Genomic DNA, 18,029 nt, shown 5'->3' on the forward strand with positions numbered 1-18,029 from the left:
AATGCCTGGTGGGGCTGCCATTGCGTCCCAACTCACGGCTGATGGTTGAGGCCGAACGCCCCAGCATCTGGCCGATCGCCTGCATCGAGAGCCCCTTGCGCCGCCCAATGTCGATCTCAACCCGCTCCCGCAGGCTCAACTGCTCATACAAAGTTCCCATCGCACCAACACCATAGCAGGTGTTGCACTTGTGGCGTGAGTCGAGGGAACCTCCGTTTCGGCAGCCCTGGGTTAAAAACCGAGCTTCCCGCTTTCGCGGGAATGACGCCGTGGGGATGCTTACCGCATCTCATCCAAAAACCCCGAAACCACCTGCGGGTCCACATTCCTCTCGATAAAGGCCCGCCCAATTCCCCGCGTCAGAATAAACGTCAGGGCACCGCGCGAAACCTTCTTGTCCTGCGCAATGGCAGTCATCAGGGTTTGCGTTGAACCAAGTGTTCCGGGGATGTCACTCAATTTGGTGGGCAGGCCCGCTTTCTTCAAGTGGCCGACGATGCGGCCCGTATCTTGTGATGGCGCAAGGCCCAGCCGTGCCGAGAACTCATGCGCCAGCACCATGCCGATGCTGACCCCTTCCCCATGCAACAGCCGGTCCGAATAGCCGGTGTCCTTTTCCAGCGCATGCCCGAAGGTATGCCCCAAATTCAGCAGCGCCCGGACCCCGAGTTCTTTTTCGTCCTCGATCACCACCCGCGCCTTGTGGGCACAGCAGCGCGCAATAGCCTCGCCCCGGGCAGGCCCACCGGCAAAGATTTCGGCCTGATTGGCTTCGAGCCAGAAGAAAAACTCTTCGTCGTCGATCAACCCGTATTTGACCACCTCGGCATAGCCGGCAGCGAACTGTCGCGGCGCCAGGGTGTTGAGGGTGGAAAGATCCGCCAGCACCAGCTTTGGCTGATGGAAGGCGCCGATCAAATTCTTGCCATGCGGCGAATTGATGCCGGTCTTGCCGCCAACCGAACTATCGACCTGCGCCAGCAGCGATGTCGGCATCTGCACAAAATCCATGCCGCGCCGCGCGATCGAGGCGGCAAAGCCCGCAAGATCCCCGATAACCCCGCCACCCAGCGCAATCACCAGATCGCCGCGCTCGAGCCTGGCCGCAAGAATGCCCTCGACGGCCTGCCCGACAAAGGCCCAGTTCTTGGTGCTTTCCCCGGCGGGCAGCACGATTTCACTGTGCTTGAGCCCCGCCCCGTCCAGCGACGCCAAAAGCCTCGGCAATTGCGCCTGGGCCACGTTCTCATCAGTGATGATGCCATAGCGCCGGCCCGGAAAACGCTCCGCCAGAATGGCCCCGGCCTCATCGAGCAGCGTATCGCCGATCAAAATGTCATAGGCGCGCTCGCCAAGGGCGACGTGTACTTTGTGGGCAATGGAAGCCATCGTTCAATCCTGGCGCTTGAGATAGGCGAGTACCGCGTCGATCACATCCTGCGCCACGACATCCTGCGGCACTTCGCGGCTGGGCACGGTGATGTCGGCGTCGGCATAGATCGGGTAGCGCTCCTCAATCAGTTTTTCGAGCGTGGCGCGCGGATTGGGCGTCTTGAGCAGGGGGCGGTTGGAGCGGCGGGAAACGCGCTCGAACAGCACATCGGCATTGGCCTTGAGCCAGACTGAAATCGCCTCCGCCTTGACCAGGGCGCGCGTCTCGGAATTGACGAAAGCCCCGCCGCCAGTGGCCAGGATGATATCGGCATCCTTAAGCACGCGGGCGATTACACGGGTTTCCCCGGCGCGAAATTCTGGCTCGCCCCGCTGATCGAAAATTTCCGGAATGGTCATCTGCGCGGCTTTTTCGATTTCCTCGTCGCTATCGAGAAAATTGCGGTTCAGCCGTGCGGCGACGCGCCGACCAACGGTTGTCTTGCCGGCGCCCATCATGCCGACCAGCACGATCGGCTTGCCGCCCAAACGTTCGACAAGTTCTTCGGCGCGGGCCTGTCGCGTTGCCGCGTCGGGTCGGTTCACCAATGCGCTCCCCTGATGATGCCGCTATCAACCTGCACCTGACGGCACTGTCAAGAACTTGGGCGCCAAACCTGTCGCAATGCGTTATGCCTACCAAACCGAAACTATTTGCTGACAAGCTGTCACGAAATCACTTTGCCGGACCGTCATGCCCACCCTGATCCGTCTCGTCATCATGCTGTTGTTTCTTGCGGGCCTCGTCTATGCGGGCATGTTCGCGCTGGTCACTTTCGTCAAGCCCGAGCCCAAGGAAGTCACCATCCGCATTCCCTCGCGTGACCTTCTGGGCGGCGGCGAGCCAACCCTGCCCGGCCGTGCCCCGGCGCCTGCGCCGGCTGACGAAGCGGCACCCGCAACGCCATGAGCGGCAGCCATCTGATCGGCACGTTCCTCGAGATGATTAGTGCCGAACGCGGCGCCGCCAGGAACACCATCGACGCCTATCGCCGCGATCTCAGCGATTATTCCGGCTTCGTCGCCGGCAGGAAGCAGACCCTGCTCGATTGCCCGCGCGAAACCGTCAACGCCTATCTCGACCAGTTGCGCCGCGACGGGCTTTCCGCCTCATCGAGCGCCCGCCGCCTCTCCGCCATCCGGCAGTTCCACCGCTTTTTGTGCGCCGATGGCATTCGGGCCGATGATCCAACGCGTATCGTCGCCAGCCCCAAGGCGCGGCGCGCGCTTCCCAAGGTTTTGTCCATCGCCGAAGTCGACAAGCTGCTAGCCACGGCCGAAGCCGAAGTCAATGCGGCCCCCGACCCCGAGCACCACGCGGCCTCGCTGCGGCTCTATGTTCTACTGGAGCTGCTTTATGCCACCGGCCTGCGCGTCTCCGAACTGGTCAGCCTGCGCCGCCAGGCTGTGATGCGCGACACCAGCTTCATCACCGTCACCGGCAAGGGCAACAAGGAGCGCGTCGTGCCGCTCAACGACCGCGCGCGCGACGCCATCAAGACCTATCTCGCAACGCTTGAGCCCGGCCCTTTCCTGTTTTCCGCCGCCGGCGCCGAAGGCTATTTGTCGCGCCAGGTCTTTGCCCGCGACCTCAAGGGCCTAGCCGCCCGCGCCGGCATCTCGACCGCCCGCGTAGCCCCCCACGTCCTTCGCCACGCCTTCGCCAGCCACCTTCTCGCCGGCGGCGCCGATTTGCGTGTCGTGCAGATGCTGCTCGGCCACGCCGACATTTCCACAACCCAGATCTACACTCACGTCCTGGACGAAAAACTGCGCGACCTGGTCGAAACCCATCACCCGCTGACGCAGGGATAGACCCCCTCTTGCGCACGCCTACTCAGTAGACCTCATCCTGAGCCTGTCGAAGGACGAGGTCGTGGCACCAACCCTCCACTCGCTCGACCTCGTGGTTCGACAAGCTCACCATGAGGTCTTCAGGGACATCGACCGTATGCCCCGTCACACCCGTAATTCTTAAACTCAACGCATCCAATTTGGGCACAACGCAGCCCAAGTCTTGACTTGGCGTTGCTCCATCGTCACTTTCCGGCCACTTTAGGGCGCAACAGCAGCGGCCATATCCACGGGTCGCAAACATATTAGACCCCTAACGGGCGGGTGGGATGCAGTCTTATCTCGATTTCGAAAAGCCGGTAGCCGATCTTGAGGGCAAGATCGCCGAACTCAAGGCCATGGCCGCGGCAGACCAGGCCGTCAGCATCGACGAAGAGGTGAACCGCCTGTCGAGCCGCGCTGAAGAGGCGCTGGTCGAGATCTACAAGCGCCTCACCCCCTGGCAGAAGACGCAGGTTGCGCGCCACCCGCAGCGCCCGCATCTGTCCGACTACATCAAGAGCCTCATCACCGAATGGCAACCGCTCGCCGGTGACCGCAAGTTTTCCGAAGATGCCGCCATCCAGGCAGGCTTTGGCCGGTTCAACGGCCAGCCGGTTGCGATCCTGGGCCAGGAAAAGGGCAATTCCACCGAAACGCGCCTCAAGCACAATTTCGGCATGGCTCGTCCCGAAGGCTATCGCAAGGCCGTCCGCATCATGGAAATGGCTGACCGGTTCAACATTCCGGTGATCTCCTTCGTTGATACCGCCGGGGCCTATCCCGGCATCGGCGCCGAAGAGCGCGGCCAGGCCGAAGCCATTGCCCGCTCCACCGAGAAGTCGCTTGAGCTGGGCGTGCCCAACATCGCCATCGTCATCGGCGAAGGCGGCTCAGGCGGTGCGATTGCCATTGCCACCGCCAACCGCGTGCTGATGCTCGAACATGCCATCTATTCGGTAATCTCGCCCGAAGGCGGCGCGACCATCCTGTGGCGCGACGCCGCCAAGGCGCAAGACGCTGCCACCAACATGAAGATCACCTCCGCCGACCTGCTCGGCTTCGGCGTGATCGACGGCGTCATTCCCGAACCTACCGGTGGCGCCCATCGCCACCCCGAGACAGTCCTCGCCTCGACTCGCGACGCCATCAGCAGTTTCCTCGCCGATTTTGCCGGCAAGGGGCGTCTGGAAGTCCGCGAGCATCGCCGCGAGAAGTTCCTGGCAATCGGTTCGACGCTTTAGCGCTACAAAATCCGAGAAAATCCGAAGCATGCCGCATGCAAAACCGCGGCATGCTCGCGCACGCTTGCGTGATTTCACACCCGCTTCCGCACTGAATTGCGCCGTGGTAACGGTTCATTCACCAGCATTTCTCATGCTGTGGTAACCACTGGCCCCCTAATGGGTCCGGGACCATTTCGCTTCTGGGCTGCCGATCGTGATCCCCACATCTCTGCGTAAATTCTGTTCGGCCCTCATCCTGTTGTGGGTAGCCTTTGGCCTTGCTGCCTGCGGCGGTTTCTTGTCCAAGAGCAATGACAACCGGCATAATCAGCCGCTGCAAAGCAGCGTCGTCGCGGCGCTGAAAGCCATGGGCTCCTCGCCGGGCGAGGCCATGCTGATCCGCATCTTCAAGCAGGAAAAGACGCTCGAGGTCTGGAAGCGCACCACCGCGGGCGACTTCCGCATGTTCAAGACCTACGAAATCTGCGCCTTTTCGGGCAATCTCGGGCCCAAGATCAAGGAAGGCGACCGCCAGAGCCCCGAAGGCTTCTATACGATCACGCCCGGCCTGATGAACCCCCGGTCCAGCTACTACCTGGCCTTCAACACCGGCTTTCCCAACAAGTTCGATCGCTCCTGGGGCCGCACCGGCACCGATTTGATGGTGCATGGCGATTGCTCCTCCAGCGGCTGCTACGCCATGACCGATGGCGGCATCGCCGAGATCTATGCCCTCGCCCGCGAAAGCTTCAAGGGCGGCAATTCCAGCTTCCAGCTGCAGATTTTCCCCTTCAAGATGACCGCCGCCAATTTGGCTGCTCAGGCCAAAAGCGAGCATCTCCCGTTCTGGAAGGACATCAAGGAGGGCCATGACCTGTTCGAATTGACCAAGCGCCCACCCGTCTGGGACGTGTGCGAACGTCAATATGTGTTCAACGCCCCCGGCAATGGCATTCTTGACGCCATGGGGCCCTGCCCCGTCATGGCGCAGAACCCCCTATTGGTCGCCAAGCAGCAGGCCGATGAGAAGGCAATTGCCGGCCAATTAACCGCCGCCGAACGAAGGGCCAGCGAGGAAGCGGCCATCAAAGCGCGCGGCGAAGCCATAGGCGGCGCCGTGGGCAATGTGTTCGGCGGCATAGGGTCGGTCCTGGGCATGGGCCAGCCCACCGTGACGCCGGTCATGAGCGGCAAGACGGCTCCTGCCCCCAATCCGCGTGCGCGCTGGCTGCTCTAGGGGCCAAGGATAGCTCCAGCACCATAGGACAGCCGCATTTAGGCCCGAAGGGGTTGGCGTTCGACACAGGAGATATCCACTTTGGAAGAAGCGCCAACTGTCCAGAGTGAAACGCGCCCTGAGGTGGCCGCCAGCCCGGCTCCGGCGCCACAACGGCGGCCCCTGCCTGCGACCGCTATCCTGAGCTTCGTCGTCGGCCTGGTGGGTGTTGCAGCAATTGCCAGCGCCGCATGGGTCTTTACCGAAACAAGGCGGGACATCGGCCGGCTCACCACCGATATCGCGCAGATCAAGCTTAGTCTTGAACTGTTCGGCAAGCAGCAGGTGACATCCCCCTCTGCCGGTGGCGAAGCGCTTACCGATCTGAATAACCGGCTGAGCCTGCTCGAAGAGAGCTGGCGCACCGGGTCCGCCGCCGCTCCAGCGACCTTGCCGCCGCTGGAGCAGTCCGGCTCATCGGACGTCGCGGTGACACCCACGGACGGCGATTGCCTGCCCACCGGCACCCGCTTCATGGTCGCCTCCGGCGACGTCTATCCGGTCTGCGGCACCCCCGCCAAGGTGGAGATCGGCGCGGTGGACAATGGCTACATCACCCTTGCCGACGGCACGGTGATCGCCCAGGGCGGCACAGTCGGCCTGCCAGCCAGTCAGTGCATGATCGCCGTAGTGCCCTCCGACGGCGGTTCGATCAGCGGCTTTGCCGAAGTCCGGGTAACGTGCTGATTATTGGAGCACGCAGACCTTGGCGCGCCGCGCCCTAGAACGAGCCCGTAACGACCTCGCCGGCGCGCTCGTAGCGGTTGATGACGACGCCGCTGGGGCTTGCCTTGGTATCCATGAGCTTGAACGTCGACGCCATCTGCCCTTCGCCAAACAGCTTCTTGCCGTGGCCCAGGAGCACCGGAAAGATCAGGAGCGTCATCTCGTCCACGAGATCGCCCTGAAACAGGGTCTTGAGGAAGTCCGTTGAGCCCTGCGTGACAAGCCTGGGCCCGTCCTCCTGCTTGATCTGGCGCAGCTCCGCCACCGGGTCTGCTCCCAGTTGGCGGCTGTTCTGCCATGCCAAATTCAGGTCCTGATTGCGGCTGGCCACATATTTGGTGACGGCGTTGAACTGCTGGCCAAGCGGATCGCCGCTTTCGGCGGCCTTGGGCCAATAGCCGGCAAAGATGTCATAGGTCTTGCGACCCAGCAGCAGATCGTATGGCGGGCTCAGCAATTCGCCTACGGCAGCCCCGCTCAGATCGTCGAAAAACGGCACCGTCCAGCCGCCAAGCTCGAACCCGCCCGAACGATCCTCACCCGGGCCGCCCGGCCCCTGCATGATGCCATCGAGGCTGACAAACGCACCGACAACGATTTTCCGCATGATGCTCTCCCGTTCCTGCCGCGCCCATTGCGGCGCTTCACCAACACAACGACCGGGAGCGCGGGATTTCGACGGCCAGCAACAAAAAAGGCCCGCATTGCTGCGGGCCTTTTTCAACTTGAACTAGAACTGCCCGTGGCAGTGCTTGAATTTCTTGCCCGAGCCGCAGGGGCATGGGGCATTGCGAGCGACCCCCTCCAGCAGCTTGGGATCGATTGGCGCGAGCGAAGGATCGTTCCCCGTCGCACCCAGCGAGTCCGCTATCGTGTCGCCGCCATCGGCGTCATTTTCCCCGGTCAGCGGATCGATGTGAGTTTCGCGCAGGCGCGAGAGGTCCGGCACAGGCGGAGCGATCGGGCGCGGCTGCAACTCGACATGGCTGAGCTGGGTGGTCACCAGCTCGCGCAAATTGGCCAGCAAGGACTGGAACAGCTCATAGGCTTCCTGCTTGTATTCGTTCAGCGGATCACGCTGGGCGATGCCACGCCAGCCCACGACCTTGGACAGGTGATCCAGCGTCACCAGGTGTTCGCGCCACAGCCCGTCGATGGACTGCAGCAGGATGGATTTTTCCACCTGGCGCATGACGGTTGGGTTGGGAGAACCGGCCGCCTCCATCGCCGTGATGGTACGCGCTTCCTTGGCGGCAGCGGCCTCATCGGCAGCCGCAATCATGCGCTCGCGCACGACCTCCACGTCAATGCCTTCCTCTTCGGCCCAGGCTTTCACCGGCACATCGAGATTGAGATAGGTCTTGGCGGCGGCCTCGAGCTGCTCGATCTTCCACTGTTCAGGGTAGGAGCGCGGCGGAATGGCCTTTTCGATGATGTTGTCGACTACGTCGTGCCGCATTTCGACAACGGTGTCGCTGACATCTTCGGCATCCATCAACTCGATACGCTGCTCGAAGATCACCTTGCGCTGATCGTTCATCACGTCGTCGTATTTGAGGATGTTCTTCCGGATATCGAAGTTGCGCGCTTCGACCTTGCCTTGCGCCCGCTCGATTGCCTTGGACACCCAAGGGTGCGTGATGGATTCGCCCTGCTCCAGGCCCAGCTTGCCCAGCATGGAATCCATGCTGTCGACCGGGAAGATGCGCATCAGATCGTCTTGCAGGCTCAGGAAGAACGCCGAATGGCCGGGGTCGCCCTGGCGTCCGGAACGGCCACGCAGCTGATTGTCGATGCGACGCGATTCGTGCCGCTCGGTGCCGATCACCATCAGGCCGCCGGCAGCGAGTGCCTTGGCCTTGTCTTCTGCAATGGTGCGCTTGATCTCGGCGATCTTGGCCTCGCGTTCGGCGCCCTCAAGGCCTTCGGCCTCCTTCTGGATACGCATTTCGAGGTTGCCGCCAAGCTGGATGTCGGTACCGCGGCCGGCCATGTTGGTCGCGATGGTGATCGCGCCCGGAAGGCCCGCATCGGCCACGATAAAGGCTTCCTGCTCGTGGTGACGGGCGTTCAGCACGTTCATCTGCCCGACATTCTTCTTGCGCAGCAGATCGGCCAGCATTTCCGACTTCTCGATAGAGGTCGTGCCCACCAGCACCGGCTGGCCGCGCTCCTGGCATTCCTTGATCAGATCCGCGATGGCGTCGAATTTTTCGGCGGCGGTGCGATAGATGGCGTCGTCGTCATCCTTGCGCTGCACCGGAACGTTGGTGGGAATGGTCACCACGTCGAGCTTGTAGATGTCGGCGAACTCCTCGGCTTCCGTCGCCGCCGTGCCGGTCATGCCGGCGAGCTTTTTATAAAGACGGAAATAGTTCTGGAAGGTGATGGACGCCAGTGTCTGGTTTTCCGGCTGGATCTTGACGTGTTCCTTGGCTTCCAGGGCCTGGTGCAGGCCTTCCGAATAGCGGCGGCCCGGCATCATGCGGCCGGAGAACTCGTCAATGATGACGACTTCATCGTTGCGCACGATATAGTCCTTGTCCTTGCGGAACAGCTTGTGCGCGCGCAGGGCGGAATTGGCGTGGTGCACCAGGGCGACGTTTTCCACGTCATACATGGAGGCAGACTTCAGCAGGCCATCGTCGGCCAGCTTGGCTTCGAGCTTTTCGATGCCGCTATCGGTAAAGGTCACCGAGCGCTGCTTTTCATCGAGCTCGTAATCATCCTCCTCGATGATCGGCATCAGCGCGTCGATCGTCGTATAGAGGTTGGAGCGGTCTTCCGATGGACCCGAGATGATCAGCGGCGTGCGGGCCTCGTCGATCAGGATCGAGTCCACCTCGTCGACGATCGCGAATTCATGGCCGCGCTGCACCATCTGCTCGCGGGTATATTTCATGTTGTCGCGCAGATAATCGAAGCCCAACTCGTTGTTGGTGCCATAGGTGATGTCGGCAGCATAAGCCTGCTTGCGCTCGGCATCGCTCATGCCGTGGACGATGACGCCCCATTCGAGCCCAAGGAAATTGTAGATCTGCCCCATCCAGGCGGCGTCGCGCTTGACGAGGTAATCGTTGACCGTGACCAGATGCGCGCCCTTGCCGGTCAGCGCATTGAGGTACATCGGCAGCGTGGCCACCAGCGTCTTGCCTTCACCGGTGCGCATTTCGGCGATGCCGCGCTCGTTCATCACCATGCCGCCGATCAGCTGCACGTCGAAGTGGCGCATGCCCAGCGCGCGCTTGGAGGCCTCGCGTACCGTGGCAAAAGCCGGCACGATCAAATCGTCGAGATCGGCGCCATTGGCGAGTTGAGCCTTGAACTCGGCCGTGCGGGCGCGCAACGCGTCATCGCTCAGCTTTTCGAGCTCGGCTTCCAGCGCATTGATCGCTGCGACCCTTGGCTGAAACCGCTTGACGTGCCGATCGGACGGGGAGCCGAATATCCGCCGGGCGAGCGCAGCAAGTGCCATATTAAGAGGTCCTTTGATTGTTCATTGCAGCACGTCAGGGAAGATTGGTGATTTCCTTGGCCTGGCGGCGCGACGAGAAGCCTTTCCGGCTTGCGAATTTCTTGGTTCCCGCCGGGTGACGGAAAAGCGGCTGAGATGTAAGAGCGCACCCCTGTATTGTCAACGCCAGCGAAATGGGCGACACCTGCCTCACCTGCCGGAAACCGGGCTCGAAACGGGTCCTGTGTCCGGTCCGCGCTCACGAAACGCGGCGTGGCACATTTTGGCCCCAGTGCCGTGTGAGGGCATGCGCCGACATCGCGGCAGACGCGCAGTTTGCCGTTCACCCCAGAGCCGCAGCGCCTTTGCAAGCGCCGGCCAAGGAGAGCTAGCTTGAACAATATATTCCCCCTGCGCCTCGCCCGCAGCGCCAGCGTCCTGGCCCTGATGCTGGCCGCCACGGCCATCGCCCCGGCCTATGCGCAAGATGCAGCGCCCGCCGCCCCGGCCACCGAGGCTCCCGCCGCCGAAGCCCCAGCCGAAGCAGCGCCCGCCGCGACACCCGAAACCGTTGTCGCGACTGTCGGCGGCGAGCCCATCACCGAGGCTGACCTCAGCTTTGCGGCCGAAGACCTGACCCAGGAACTCAGCCAAATGCCGCCAGAGCAGCGCAAGGCGTTCCTGCTGCGCGTGCTGATCGACATGAAGGTGATGGCCACCGCTGGCCGTGACGCCGGCATGGCCGACACCCCGCTGTTTCAGCAGCGCCTCAAATATCTGGAAGACCGCGCCCTGCGCCGCGCCTATTTCGCCGAAGCGATCGCCAACGGCGTGACCGAAGAGGCCGTGCGGGCCGAATACGACAAGTTCGTTGCCGAATTCGAGCCAGCCGAAGAAATCCGCGCCAGCCACATCCTGGTTCCCACCGAAGATGAAGCCAAGGCGGTAAAGACCGAGCTTGATGGCGGCGCTGATTTTGCAACGATCGCCAAGGAAAAATCCATCGATCCTGGCGCAGCCAATGGCGGCGACCTCGGCTTTTTCGGCAAGGGCATGATGGTTGCCCCGTTTGAAGCGGCCGCCTATGCGTTGACGGAAACCGGCCAGATTTCTGACCCCGTGCAGTCCCAGTTTGGCTGGCATGTCATCAAGCTCGAAGAAAAGCGCCAGTCTACCGCCCCCGCTTTCGAGCAGGTTGCTCCCCAGTTGCAGCAGCAATTGCTGATGCAGACCTTCGACGACACCGTCGCGAGGCTGATGGATGGCGTCGAGATCGACATCCCCGATGCAGCGCTCGCAGCTGCAGTGCAGCAGCAGACTGAAACGGAAGCACCGGCGGAAACGGAAGCGCCAGCTGAAGAAGCCGCTCCCGCTGCCGAGTAAACAATCATAGTGGGCTGAGGGAGAGGACAATCCCCCTCAGCCGTCTTGCGAACCGCCGATGTTTGGGGCACACGAAGAGCCAAATTGCTCTTCTTGAAGGCTTGCCCCCATGTCCCCCCCGGTTTCGCCCCTCGCGCCCAAATCCTATCCGGACCTGCCAGCCATCGCCGGCGTGCGCTTCGCGACGGCCGAAGCGGGCATCAAGTACAAGAACCGCACCGACGTGCTGCTGATGGCGTTCGACGAGGGCACCACCGTCGCGGGCGTCTTGACCAAGTCGAAATGCTCCTCGGCCGCAGTGGACTGGTGCCGTGCCAATCTGCCCTATGGCGGGCTTGCGCGTGGCCTCGTGGTCAACTCAGGTAACGCCAATGCCTTTACGGGCGCCAAGGGCAAGCAGAGCGTAGCGCTGACCGCACAATATGCGGCCAAGGCATTGGGCTGCAGCACTTCGGAGATTTTCCTCGCGTCCACCGGTGTCATTGGCGAACCACTTGATGCCAGCAAATTCGCCGGCGTGCTCGACACCATGGCGACCCGGCTTGATGCGGGTTCGTGGATGGACCCCGCCAAGGCCATCATGACCACCGACACATTTCCCAAGCTCAGCGGCGCCATCCTCGAGATCGATGGCGTGGAAGTTAGGATCAACGGCATCGCCAAGGGCAGCGGCATGATCGCCCCCGACATGGCGACGATGCTGAGCTTCGTCGTCACCGACATGCCGGTTGCCGCCCCAATCCTGCAGGCCTTGTTGGCCGAGCACGTGGAGACCAGCTTCAATGCCATCACCGTCGATAGCGACACCTCCACCTCCGACACGCTCCTGGCCTTTGCCACCGGCAAGGCCAATGTCGAGCCACTGACGGACCTCGACGATCCCCGTGCCGCAACCTTCGGCGAAGCGCTCAGGGATGTGCTGTTCGATCTGGCGATCCAGGTGGTGCGCGACGGCGAGGGCGCGACCAAGCAGGTGTCAGTCCATGTGGAAGGCGCCACGAGCGACCAGAGCGCGTTCCACATCGCCAAATCCATTGCCGATAGCCCCTTGGTCAAAACCGCCATTGCTGGCGAAGACGCCAATTGGGGCCGTGTCGTCATGGCCGTTGGCAAGGCCGGTGAACCAGCCGACCGCGACAAGCTCGCCATCCGCTTCGGTGACCTGTTGGTTGCCAAGGACGGCGAACGCGCGCCCGGCTATGACGAGGCCGCAACCTCGGCCTATATGAAAGGCGAGGACCTTGAGCTGACCGTCAGCCTCGGACTCGGTGAGGGCCGCGCAACGGTCTATACCTGCGACCTGACCCATGGCTATATCGCCATCAATGGCGATTATCGCAGCTGATGCCCCTTACCCCCACACAGATCGAACACGCCACCCTTCTCGCCTGGCCGGCGCTGGAGGAGGTCAGCGATCGCTCCTGGTCCGCTCGATTTGCCCGCGGCTATACCAAGCGGGCCAATTCCATCCACTGTTTTGATCCGGCCGACGATACCGACGCCGCGGAACGCATTGATGCGCTTGCCGAACACTATCGCCAGCGCGGCCTGCGCCCGGTATTTCGTCTCACGCCACTGGCCGGCCCGGCGATTTCCGCGGCGCTCGATGAAAAAGGCTGGGACAATTACGAGCCCAGCGAAGTGCTCAGCATGCCGCTCGACACGCGGCAGCGGCCGGTTCCTGCCACAACGCGCTATTTCGAGGCAGCCGATCCGGAATGGCGGCTTCTGCAGGGCGCAATGGCGGACTACCAGCCGGAAACCTCTGCGCTCCTGGGCGAAATTCTCGACCAGCTGACAGTGCCGGCACGCGGGGTGATCGTTTATGACGATGCCCAGCAGCCCGCAGGCGCTGCACTCGCAATTGTTGCCCAAGGCACTGCGGTCTTCCTCAACGTGGTGGTGGATGCCGCCAAGCGCGGGCAAGGCCTGGGCCGGGCGGTGATGCACGCCTCGCTGAATTGGACTGCGCAAATGGAGGCAACAAACGCTGCCATCCAGGTTCTCGCCGACAACGATGCGGCCCTGGGGCTCTATCGCTCGCTGGGCTTTGCCGATGCCTATGGCTACCACTACCGAAGGGCGCCGCTGTGAATATCCTGCTCGTCGTTGCCTGCGCCCTGGTCGACGCCGACCGGCGGGTGCTGATCGCTCAGCGCCCCGAAGGCAAGTCGCTCGCCGGGCTATGGGAATTTCCCGGGGGTAAGCTCGAAGCCGGTGAATCGCCAGAGGCGGCGCTGATCCGCGAACTCGAGGAAGAACTGGGGGTTTCGACCAAGACCGCGTGCCTGGCACCGGTCTCATTTGCCTCGCACTCTTACGAGAATTTTCACCTGTTGATGCCACTTTACGTGTGCCGGAAATGGCAGGGAACTCCGCAGCCCAAAGAGCACACTGCGCTCAAATGGGTGCGGGCGCAGGCACTGCGCGACTACCCCATGCCCCCGGCCGATGAGCCTTTGGTCGCCGCACTCTGCGATCTGCTCTAACGACGGCACTAGGCGGGGGCGAGCATGTTGAAGGCCTATCTCGGGGCATTCATCCGTGATGAAAGCGGCGCCACGGCCATAGAGTACGGCCTTGTGGCCATGTTGGTGTGCCTCGCCATCGTGGGCAGCTTCACTCTGGTAGGCGATGCGCTACTGAACCTCTTTGACAATGGCACCGCCGAGGTCCTGGCAACCCAAACCGCCAAGATTCCCTGAGCGCTAGCTCAATCCGACGACCTTGTACTTCTCACCCGGAACCACCGGGTCGCCGGGATAAAGATTGTTGATGATGTAGAACAGATCCGGCCCGCCTTTGAGGCCGCGCATCTGCTGGGCGAGGCTATCGGCGCTATCGCCCGGCTTGGCCGTGACGACCCGCACCGCGACCTTGCTGACCTGCGTCAGATCGGAGGCCTCCGTGCGGCGGAAGCTCCTGAGCGTCGCATCGGCCCCTTGTGCGAAGCGCTGGCTGTCCGCCTTGGCGGCAAAGATGAACCGATAGACCTGTCCATCAAGCCGCATCACCGCAACCCGGAAAAACCATTGATCGGTCTGCGCCAGGCCGGTCGCCATGTCGATGCCATTAAAGCTCTGACTCGTGACGCTGTCTGTCTTGAGGCCCGCTATCCACCCGGACTTCAGATAATCGGTCAGCGCCAGATTGGCCTGCACATCGGCGCTGTCGAAGCGCACCGCTTCCCCATCCCCGGCAACACCGACCACGGCGCTCTGGGAATTCTGCAGCTTATAGCCGTCAGGCACCGTGAAGGTGAATTTCGAGGCCGGATGCACGAAGCGCTGCCCCAGGATCGATCCCTGTGCGGGGCTGTCGCCAAAGGTCAGGCCGGCGATCGCACCAAGGTAGCCGGCACGATCCGTCTCGCCGACACGGGCCTGACCGAACATGGTGGTTGCCGTGTCCATGGCCTTCTGGATGCGCGCGGGCGTCGAGGGATGCGAAGACAGGAACCCGTCATCGGCCTTGCCCTCGCCCGCCGAGAAGCTTGCGAACCGGCTCATCACACCCAGGAAGCGCGCGGCTGCCTGTGGGTCGTAGCCGGCCTTGCCCGCGAACTTGATGCCTTCGCGGTCGGCTTCGAGTTCCTGCGCCTGGCCAAACGCGGCCATCGAGGCTCGGGTGCGGTTGACCGTCGCGTCCGTCGAAGTATCGCCGCCGAAAACGCCGGTGATGACCCGATCCACGATCGCGGTGGTGCGCGTTCGGTCCGTGCGGGCCCGGGCATGGCGCAGGGTCACGTGAGCGATCTCGTGCGCCAGCACCGCCGCCAGTTCGCTGGTGTCCGATGCCAATGCCAGAATGCCGCGCGTCACATAGATATAGCCGCCCGGTAGCGCAAAGGCATTGACCTCGGAGCTATCGAGAATTGTCACCTGGAACTGCGCGTTGGGCTGATCGGCCGCGGCCAGCAGGCGCCCCACGATACGCGCGACCATGATTTCGGCGGCCCGGTCGGAATACACCCCGCCATAAGCCGCGATGATGCGCGGATGTTCGCGGCGCCCGATCACCACATCGTCAGGCTCGGTGCCCTCCGGCACCACGGTCGGCGCAGGATTGTCACCTGTCGTGCTGACCGCGATATTGGAGCTGGTCAAGGTCGTGCAGGCGGATAGCGCCAGCAGCGAAACGGCCAGAACCAGGTTCCGCATTCCCTTCGCGATATGCCCCGTGCCGCTCATCGTATTGCCAGAACCTCGATCTGCTCGGGATGCGTTACTTCGATACGCGGACCATCCCGGTCATCCACCCATCCGCGAACGCGGACCAGCGCGCCCTCGAACATCTTCGGGTCGACCTCGTCGGCTGCAAACAGGCGCAGCGCCGGGGCTTCGATCACCGCCGTAAAGTCTTCCTTCCAGAACCTGCCAAAATTCAGATAAACCCGCCCGCCGCTGCGATCGGCGAGAAGGACCCGGCCTTCAACAAGCTCATAGTGGCCGGCGCGAGCGAGGAGGTCGCCCGGCGCATCCGCCGCCCGAACGCTGTAATAGGGATCGCGCCAAATTCCAAGCCCGGCCAGGCGCGCGCGGCCTTCAGCCGCAAACAGCAGATCGAGGCAATTGCGGTTGTCGGGAAAGGAATAAACCCGCGCCAAACCCTTGGCGACCATGGCCTGTTGCGCCCAGAGCGGCCCTTCGGGATTGTCCACGAACACATGAGCAAGCTGCCGATCATAGCGGTCGATTTCTTCGCCGCCGTAACCCAATTGCACTGTTTTGCTGAGAGCAAGCTCTTCAAGTGCTTTCTTTGCTTCGGGCGCCAGCGGCCAAACCGGGAAATCCTCGCGCCCCAATGGCAGTTTGGGCGCCTGGGTACCGATCAGCCGCACCACGCGCCCGTCATCAAGCACCACCGTATCGCCATCGGTTACCTGCACGACAACGCCGCCCGGCACCATGCGCAATTGCTCGCATGCCAAGGCAGCAGACGCTGTGGCGGACAGTGTCGCCAGCGTAACGAGATGAACAATACTGGTCTTGAGCAAATCAGGCCCCGGGCAAGCGTTTGTTTACCATGCACTCAAATACGGCAAAAAATGATGAACGCTTCGTGTGTTTGTCGGACGCCTTCGACGAACAAGGAAGACACGCCGCCGCTTCGGCAGCCATGCACGCCGAAACCTTGTGCCATCGCGTTCTTGCTGGTAACTCGTGCAAGAGTGGTCTCGTAGCTCAGCCGGATAGAGCACCGGATTCCTAATCCGGGGGTCATGGGTTCGAATCCCGTCGAGATCACCACTTTTCCCGGTTCAGGGTTTTTGCGGTCGCCAGACGGTTTCCACTTTCATATCCCTGTCCTGCACCAGCACTTCCACGTCGGGGTCACGCGTTGCTCCGGCAGCAGTGATGGCGGCTTCGATGGCCTGTTCTTTGCGCTCGAACGGTCCCGTGATCTCGCCTTTGTGGCTGAATTGCCATCCCGCTATCGCCGCCGCTGCAACAAGGTAGTGACTGGTGCTCATGGTGGGTCTCCCTGGCTTCCATAATGATCCGGCTGATCTTCGGGTTGCGTGGCATTCTGCAGCCTTGTTCAAGATGCAGGAACTCCCGCCAAGCGGCCGGAGTTGGGAGGGGCAACCAGAACAGGACAAGCCATGACCACGCCCAACGATCTCAGCGACAAGGCACTGGCCGTATTTGCCTTTGCAATCTACCACCAGTTGGAAAGCGGTGACGCAGTTTCAGGCGTGACGGCGCGCGATGCTGCCGGGCACCAGGCAAACCGGCAAGCGCTCGACGAACTGGAAAGGCTGGACCTCGCCCATGCCCAGGATGGCCGCATCGCTTTTACGGCGGCCGGGCAGTTGATGCTGAGCCAATTGCTGGATCGGCTGCGCGGGTCCTGGTGATTCGCCCAAGCGAACCCAAAAATATCGAAGCGTTAAGGCTATCGCCATTCTGCCGGTTTATGGATGAGGCCAGATCATGATTTGGCCTTGCTGGCCACCTAATCGCCTCGCTATGTTTTCCACCAGGATTGTTTCCATGACCGCTTTGCGCTTCCTCAAGCCGGCCATCTTCCCTCTGGCAGCCCTTGCCACGGCGCTGGCTGTTTCCGCCTGCAGCATGGGGGGCGGCAGCACGGCCGGCCTCGCACTGGCGCCCGGCCTTTCGACCCGCATGGACCAGCCCGGCGCGGTGCTGGACAAGGCCCAGGCCGTCGGCATCATCAATGCCTATCGCGCCACCAATAATCTGCCGCCGCTGGTGTCGGACCCGGCACTTGATGGCACGGCTCAGGCACTGGCCAATCAATACGCCCAGACAGGCACGCCACCAACCACGCCGCAGAACCTTGCCGGCATGAAGCTGAGCGCCGGCTATGCGACCTTTGCCGAAACGTTTTCGGGCTGGCGCAACAACCCGGCTGACGCCGCGGGCCTGCGCACCAATGCGAGCAAGGCCGGCGTGGCGGTCGCGTTCAATCCAAGTTCGAACTACGGCATCCACTGGGTCCTGGTTCTTGGCCAGTGAGATTATCGACGCCAGGGGGCTCAAATGCCCCCTGCCCGTGCTGAAGCTGGAAAAGCGCCTGGAACAGCTACCTGGCGGCGCTCACCTTACGGTGCTGGCTACCGATCCGATGGCCAAGATCGACATACCACTCTACTGCCGGCAGAACGGCCACGATTGCTCGTTCGAGAACGATGGCGGGGCAATGCGCTTCGCCATCACCAAGGCTGGCTGAG

Annotated in this window: 21 protein-coding genes and 1 tRNA gene; 14 read left to right on the top strand and 8 right to left on the bottom strand. The window is 62.4% G+C overall.

The genetic code is table 11. The features are described from left to right. From C8264_RS23020 to C8264_RS20580, 3 genes are all read right to left on the bottom strand, one after another. Positions 1-160 (bottom strand): helix-turn-helix domain-containing protein (locus C8264_RS23020; RefSeq protein ID WP_162783666.1); only part of this gene is annotated, 160 nt, incomplete at its 3' end. Positions 161-279: 119 nt separating this feature from the next. Then, the gene (gene aroB / locus C8264_RS20575) at positions 280-1,389 is read right to left on the bottom strand and encodes a 3-dehydroquinate synthase (RefSeq protein ID WP_108462859.1); all 1,110 of its coding nucleotides are present in this window, start codon (positions 1,387-1,389) and stop codon (positions 280-282) included. A 3-nt stretch (positions 1,390-1,392) separates the two neighbouring features. Beyond that, positions 1,393-1,977 (bottom strand): shikimate kinase, encoded by a 585-nt coding sequence (locus C8264_RS20580; RefSeq protein WP_108462860.1) that lies wholly within the window; start codon positions 1,975-1,977, stop codon positions 1,393-1,395. A gap of 148 nt (positions 1,978-2,125) precedes the next feature. On the opposite strand from C8264_RS20580, the gene C8264_RS20585 reads away from it, so the two are divergent. From C8264_RS20585 to C8264_RS20605, 5 genes are all read left to right on the top strand, one after another. Beyond that, positions 2,126-2,341: a hypothetical protein gene (locus C8264_RS20585; RefSeq protein WP_108462861.1), complete on the top strand. Its 216-nt coding sequence runs from the start codon at positions 2,126-2,128 to the stop codon at positions 2,339-2,341. Continuing rightward, entirely contained in the window at positions 2,338-3,246 is a 909-nt protein-coding gene (gene xerD, locus C8264_RS20590) for a site-specific tyrosine recombinase XerD (protein WP_108462862.1), read from the top strand. Before C8264_RS20585 ends, xerD begins: the two co-directional genes overlap by 4 nt. 308 nt (positions 3,247-3,554) lie before the next feature. Then, the gene (locus tag C8264_RS20595) at positions 3,555-4,508 is read left to right on the top strand and encodes an acetyl-CoA carboxylase carboxyltransferase subunit alpha (RefSeq protein WP_108462863.1); all 954 of its coding nucleotides are present in this window, start codon (positions 3,555-3,557) and stop codon (positions 4,506-4,508) included. A 280-nt stretch (positions 4,509-4,788) separates the two neighbouring features. Then, the gene (locus tag C8264_RS20600) at positions 4,789-5,727 is read left to right on the top strand and encodes a L,D-transpeptidase family protein (protein WP_205245745.1); all 939 of its coding nucleotides are present in this window, start codon (positions 4,789-4,791) and stop codon (positions 5,725-5,727) included. An 81-nt stretch (positions 5,728-5,808) separates the two neighbouring features. Continuing rightward, the gene (locus tag C8264_RS20605) at positions 5,809-6,453 is read left to right on the top strand and encodes a hypothetical protein (protein ID WP_108462864.1); all 645 of its coding nucleotides are present in this window, start codon (positions 5,809-5,811) and stop codon (positions 6,451-6,453) included. A 34-nt stretch (positions 6,454-6,487) separates the two neighbouring features. Here C8264_RS20605 and C8264_RS20610 read toward each other — a convergent pair whose 3' ends face one another. Continuing rightward, on the bottom strand, positions 6,488-7,099 hold the full coding sequence (locus tag C8264_RS20610; protein WP_108462865.1) for a dihydrofolate reductase family protein: 612 nt from the start codon (positions 7,097-7,099) through the stop codon (positions 6,488-6,490). A 123-nt stretch (positions 7,100-7,222) separates the two neighbouring features. After that, positions 7,223-9,967 (bottom strand): preprotein translocase subunit SecA, encoded by a 2,745-nt coding sequence (gene secA, locus C8264_RS20615; protein WP_108462866.1) that lies wholly within the window; start codon positions 9,965-9,967, stop codon positions 7,223-7,225. A 372-nt stretch (positions 9,968-10,339) separates the two neighbouring features. Here secA and C8264_RS20620 point away from each other — a divergent pair, with 372 nt between their 5' ends. The 5 genes from C8264_RS20620 (at position 10,340) to C8264_RS20640 (ending at position 14,034) form a co-directional block, all read left to right on the top strand. Further along, complete coding sequence (locus tag C8264_RS20620) at positions 10,340-11,329, top strand: peptidylprolyl isomerase (RefSeq protein WP_245893421.1); 990 nt, start codon at positions 10,340-10,342, stop codon at positions 11,327-11,329. Between the two features lie 109 nt (positions 11,330-11,438). After that, positions 11,439-12,674, top strand: a complete 1,236-nt coding sequence (gene argJ, locus C8264_RS20625) for a bifunctional glutamate N-acetyltransferase/amino-acid acetyltransferase ArgJ (protein WP_108462867.1) — start codon at positions 11,439-11,441, stop codon at positions 12,672-12,674. Beyond that, positions 12,674-13,423: a GNAT family N-acetyltransferase gene (locus C8264_RS20630; protein ID WP_108462868.1), complete on the top strand. Its 750-nt coding sequence runs from the start codon at positions 12,674-12,676 to the stop codon at positions 13,421-13,423. The genes argJ and C8264_RS20630 overlap by 1 nt, the downstream gene beginning before the upstream one ends. After that, positions 13,420-13,818, top strand: coding sequence for a (deoxy)nucleoside triphosphate pyrophosphohydrolase (locus tag C8264_RS20635; RefSeq protein ID WP_108462869.1), 399 nt, complete (start codon positions 13,420-13,422; stop codon positions 13,816-13,818). Before C8264_RS20630 ends, C8264_RS20635 begins: the two co-directional genes overlap by 4 nt. 24 nt (positions 13,819-13,842) lie before the next feature. Continuing rightward, complete coding sequence (locus C8264_RS20640; protein WP_108462870.1) at positions 13,843-14,034, top strand: Flp family type IVb pilin; 192 nt, start codon at positions 13,843-13,845, stop codon at positions 14,032-14,034. A gap of 3 nt (positions 14,035-14,037) precedes the next feature. Here C8264_RS20640 and C8264_RS20645 read toward each other — a convergent pair whose 3' ends face one another. Continuing rightward, a complete protein-coding gene (locus tag C8264_RS20645) occupies positions 14,038-15,489 on the bottom strand; it encodes a M48 family metalloprotease (RefSeq protein WP_162783815.1) in 1,452 nt (483 codons plus the stop codon). A gap of 26 nt (positions 15,490-15,515) precedes the next feature. Next, positions 15,516-16,325, bottom strand: a complete 810-nt coding sequence (locus tag C8264_RS20650) for a thermonuclease family protein (RefSeq protein ID WP_245893422.1) — start codon at positions 16,323-16,325, stop codon at positions 15,516-15,518. A 176-nt stretch (positions 16,326-16,501) separates the two neighbouring features. Between C8264_RS20650 and C8264_RS20655 the strand changes: the two genes are divergently transcribed. Then, positions 16,502-16,578 (top strand) — tRNA-Arg (locus C8264_RS20655). 11 nt (positions 16,579-16,589) lie between these two features. On the opposite strand, the gene C8264_RS20660 is transcribed toward C8264_RS20655, so the two are convergent. After that, the gene (locus C8264_RS20660; protein WP_108462873.1) at positions 16,590-16,802 is read right to left on the bottom strand and encodes a DUF2188 domain-containing protein; all 213 of its coding nucleotides are present in this window, start codon (positions 16,800-16,802) and stop codon (positions 16,590-16,592) included. A gap of 132 nt (positions 16,803-16,934) precedes the next feature. Here C8264_RS20660 and C8264_RS20665 point away from each other — a divergent pair, with 132 nt between their 5' ends. The 3 genes from C8264_RS20665 to C8264_RS20675 all read left to right on the top strand — a co-directional run bounded on the left by C8264_RS20665 (position 16,935) and on the right by C8264_RS20675 (position 18,028). Further along, a complete protein-coding gene (locus C8264_RS20665; protein WP_108462874.1) occupies positions 16,935-17,189 on the top strand; it encodes a hypothetical protein in 255 nt (84 codons plus the stop codon). Positions 17,190-17,325: 136 nt separating this feature from the next. Further along, positions 17,326-17,814: a CAP domain-containing protein gene (locus C8264_RS20670; protein WP_162783816.1), complete on the top strand. Its 489-nt coding sequence runs from the start codon at positions 17,326-17,328 to the stop codon at positions 17,812-17,814. After that, positions 17,804-18,028 carry a sulfurtransferase TusA family protein gene (locus C8264_RS20675; protein WP_245893423.1) on the top strand — a complete coding sequence of 75 codons (225 nt, stop codon included), beginning with the start codon at positions 17,804-17,806 and terminating at the stop codon, positions 18,026-18,028. The genes C8264_RS20670 and C8264_RS20675 overlap by 11 nt, the downstream gene beginning before the upstream one ends. The last annotated feature ends 1 nt before the right edge of the window (position 18,029 follow it).

Origin of the sequence: Devosia naphthalenivorans (assembly GCF_003056355.1) — a bacterium.
Taxonomy (GTDB): Bacteria; Pseudomonadota; Alphaproteobacteria; order Rhizobiales; family Devosiaceae; genus Devosia; species Devosia naphthalenivorans.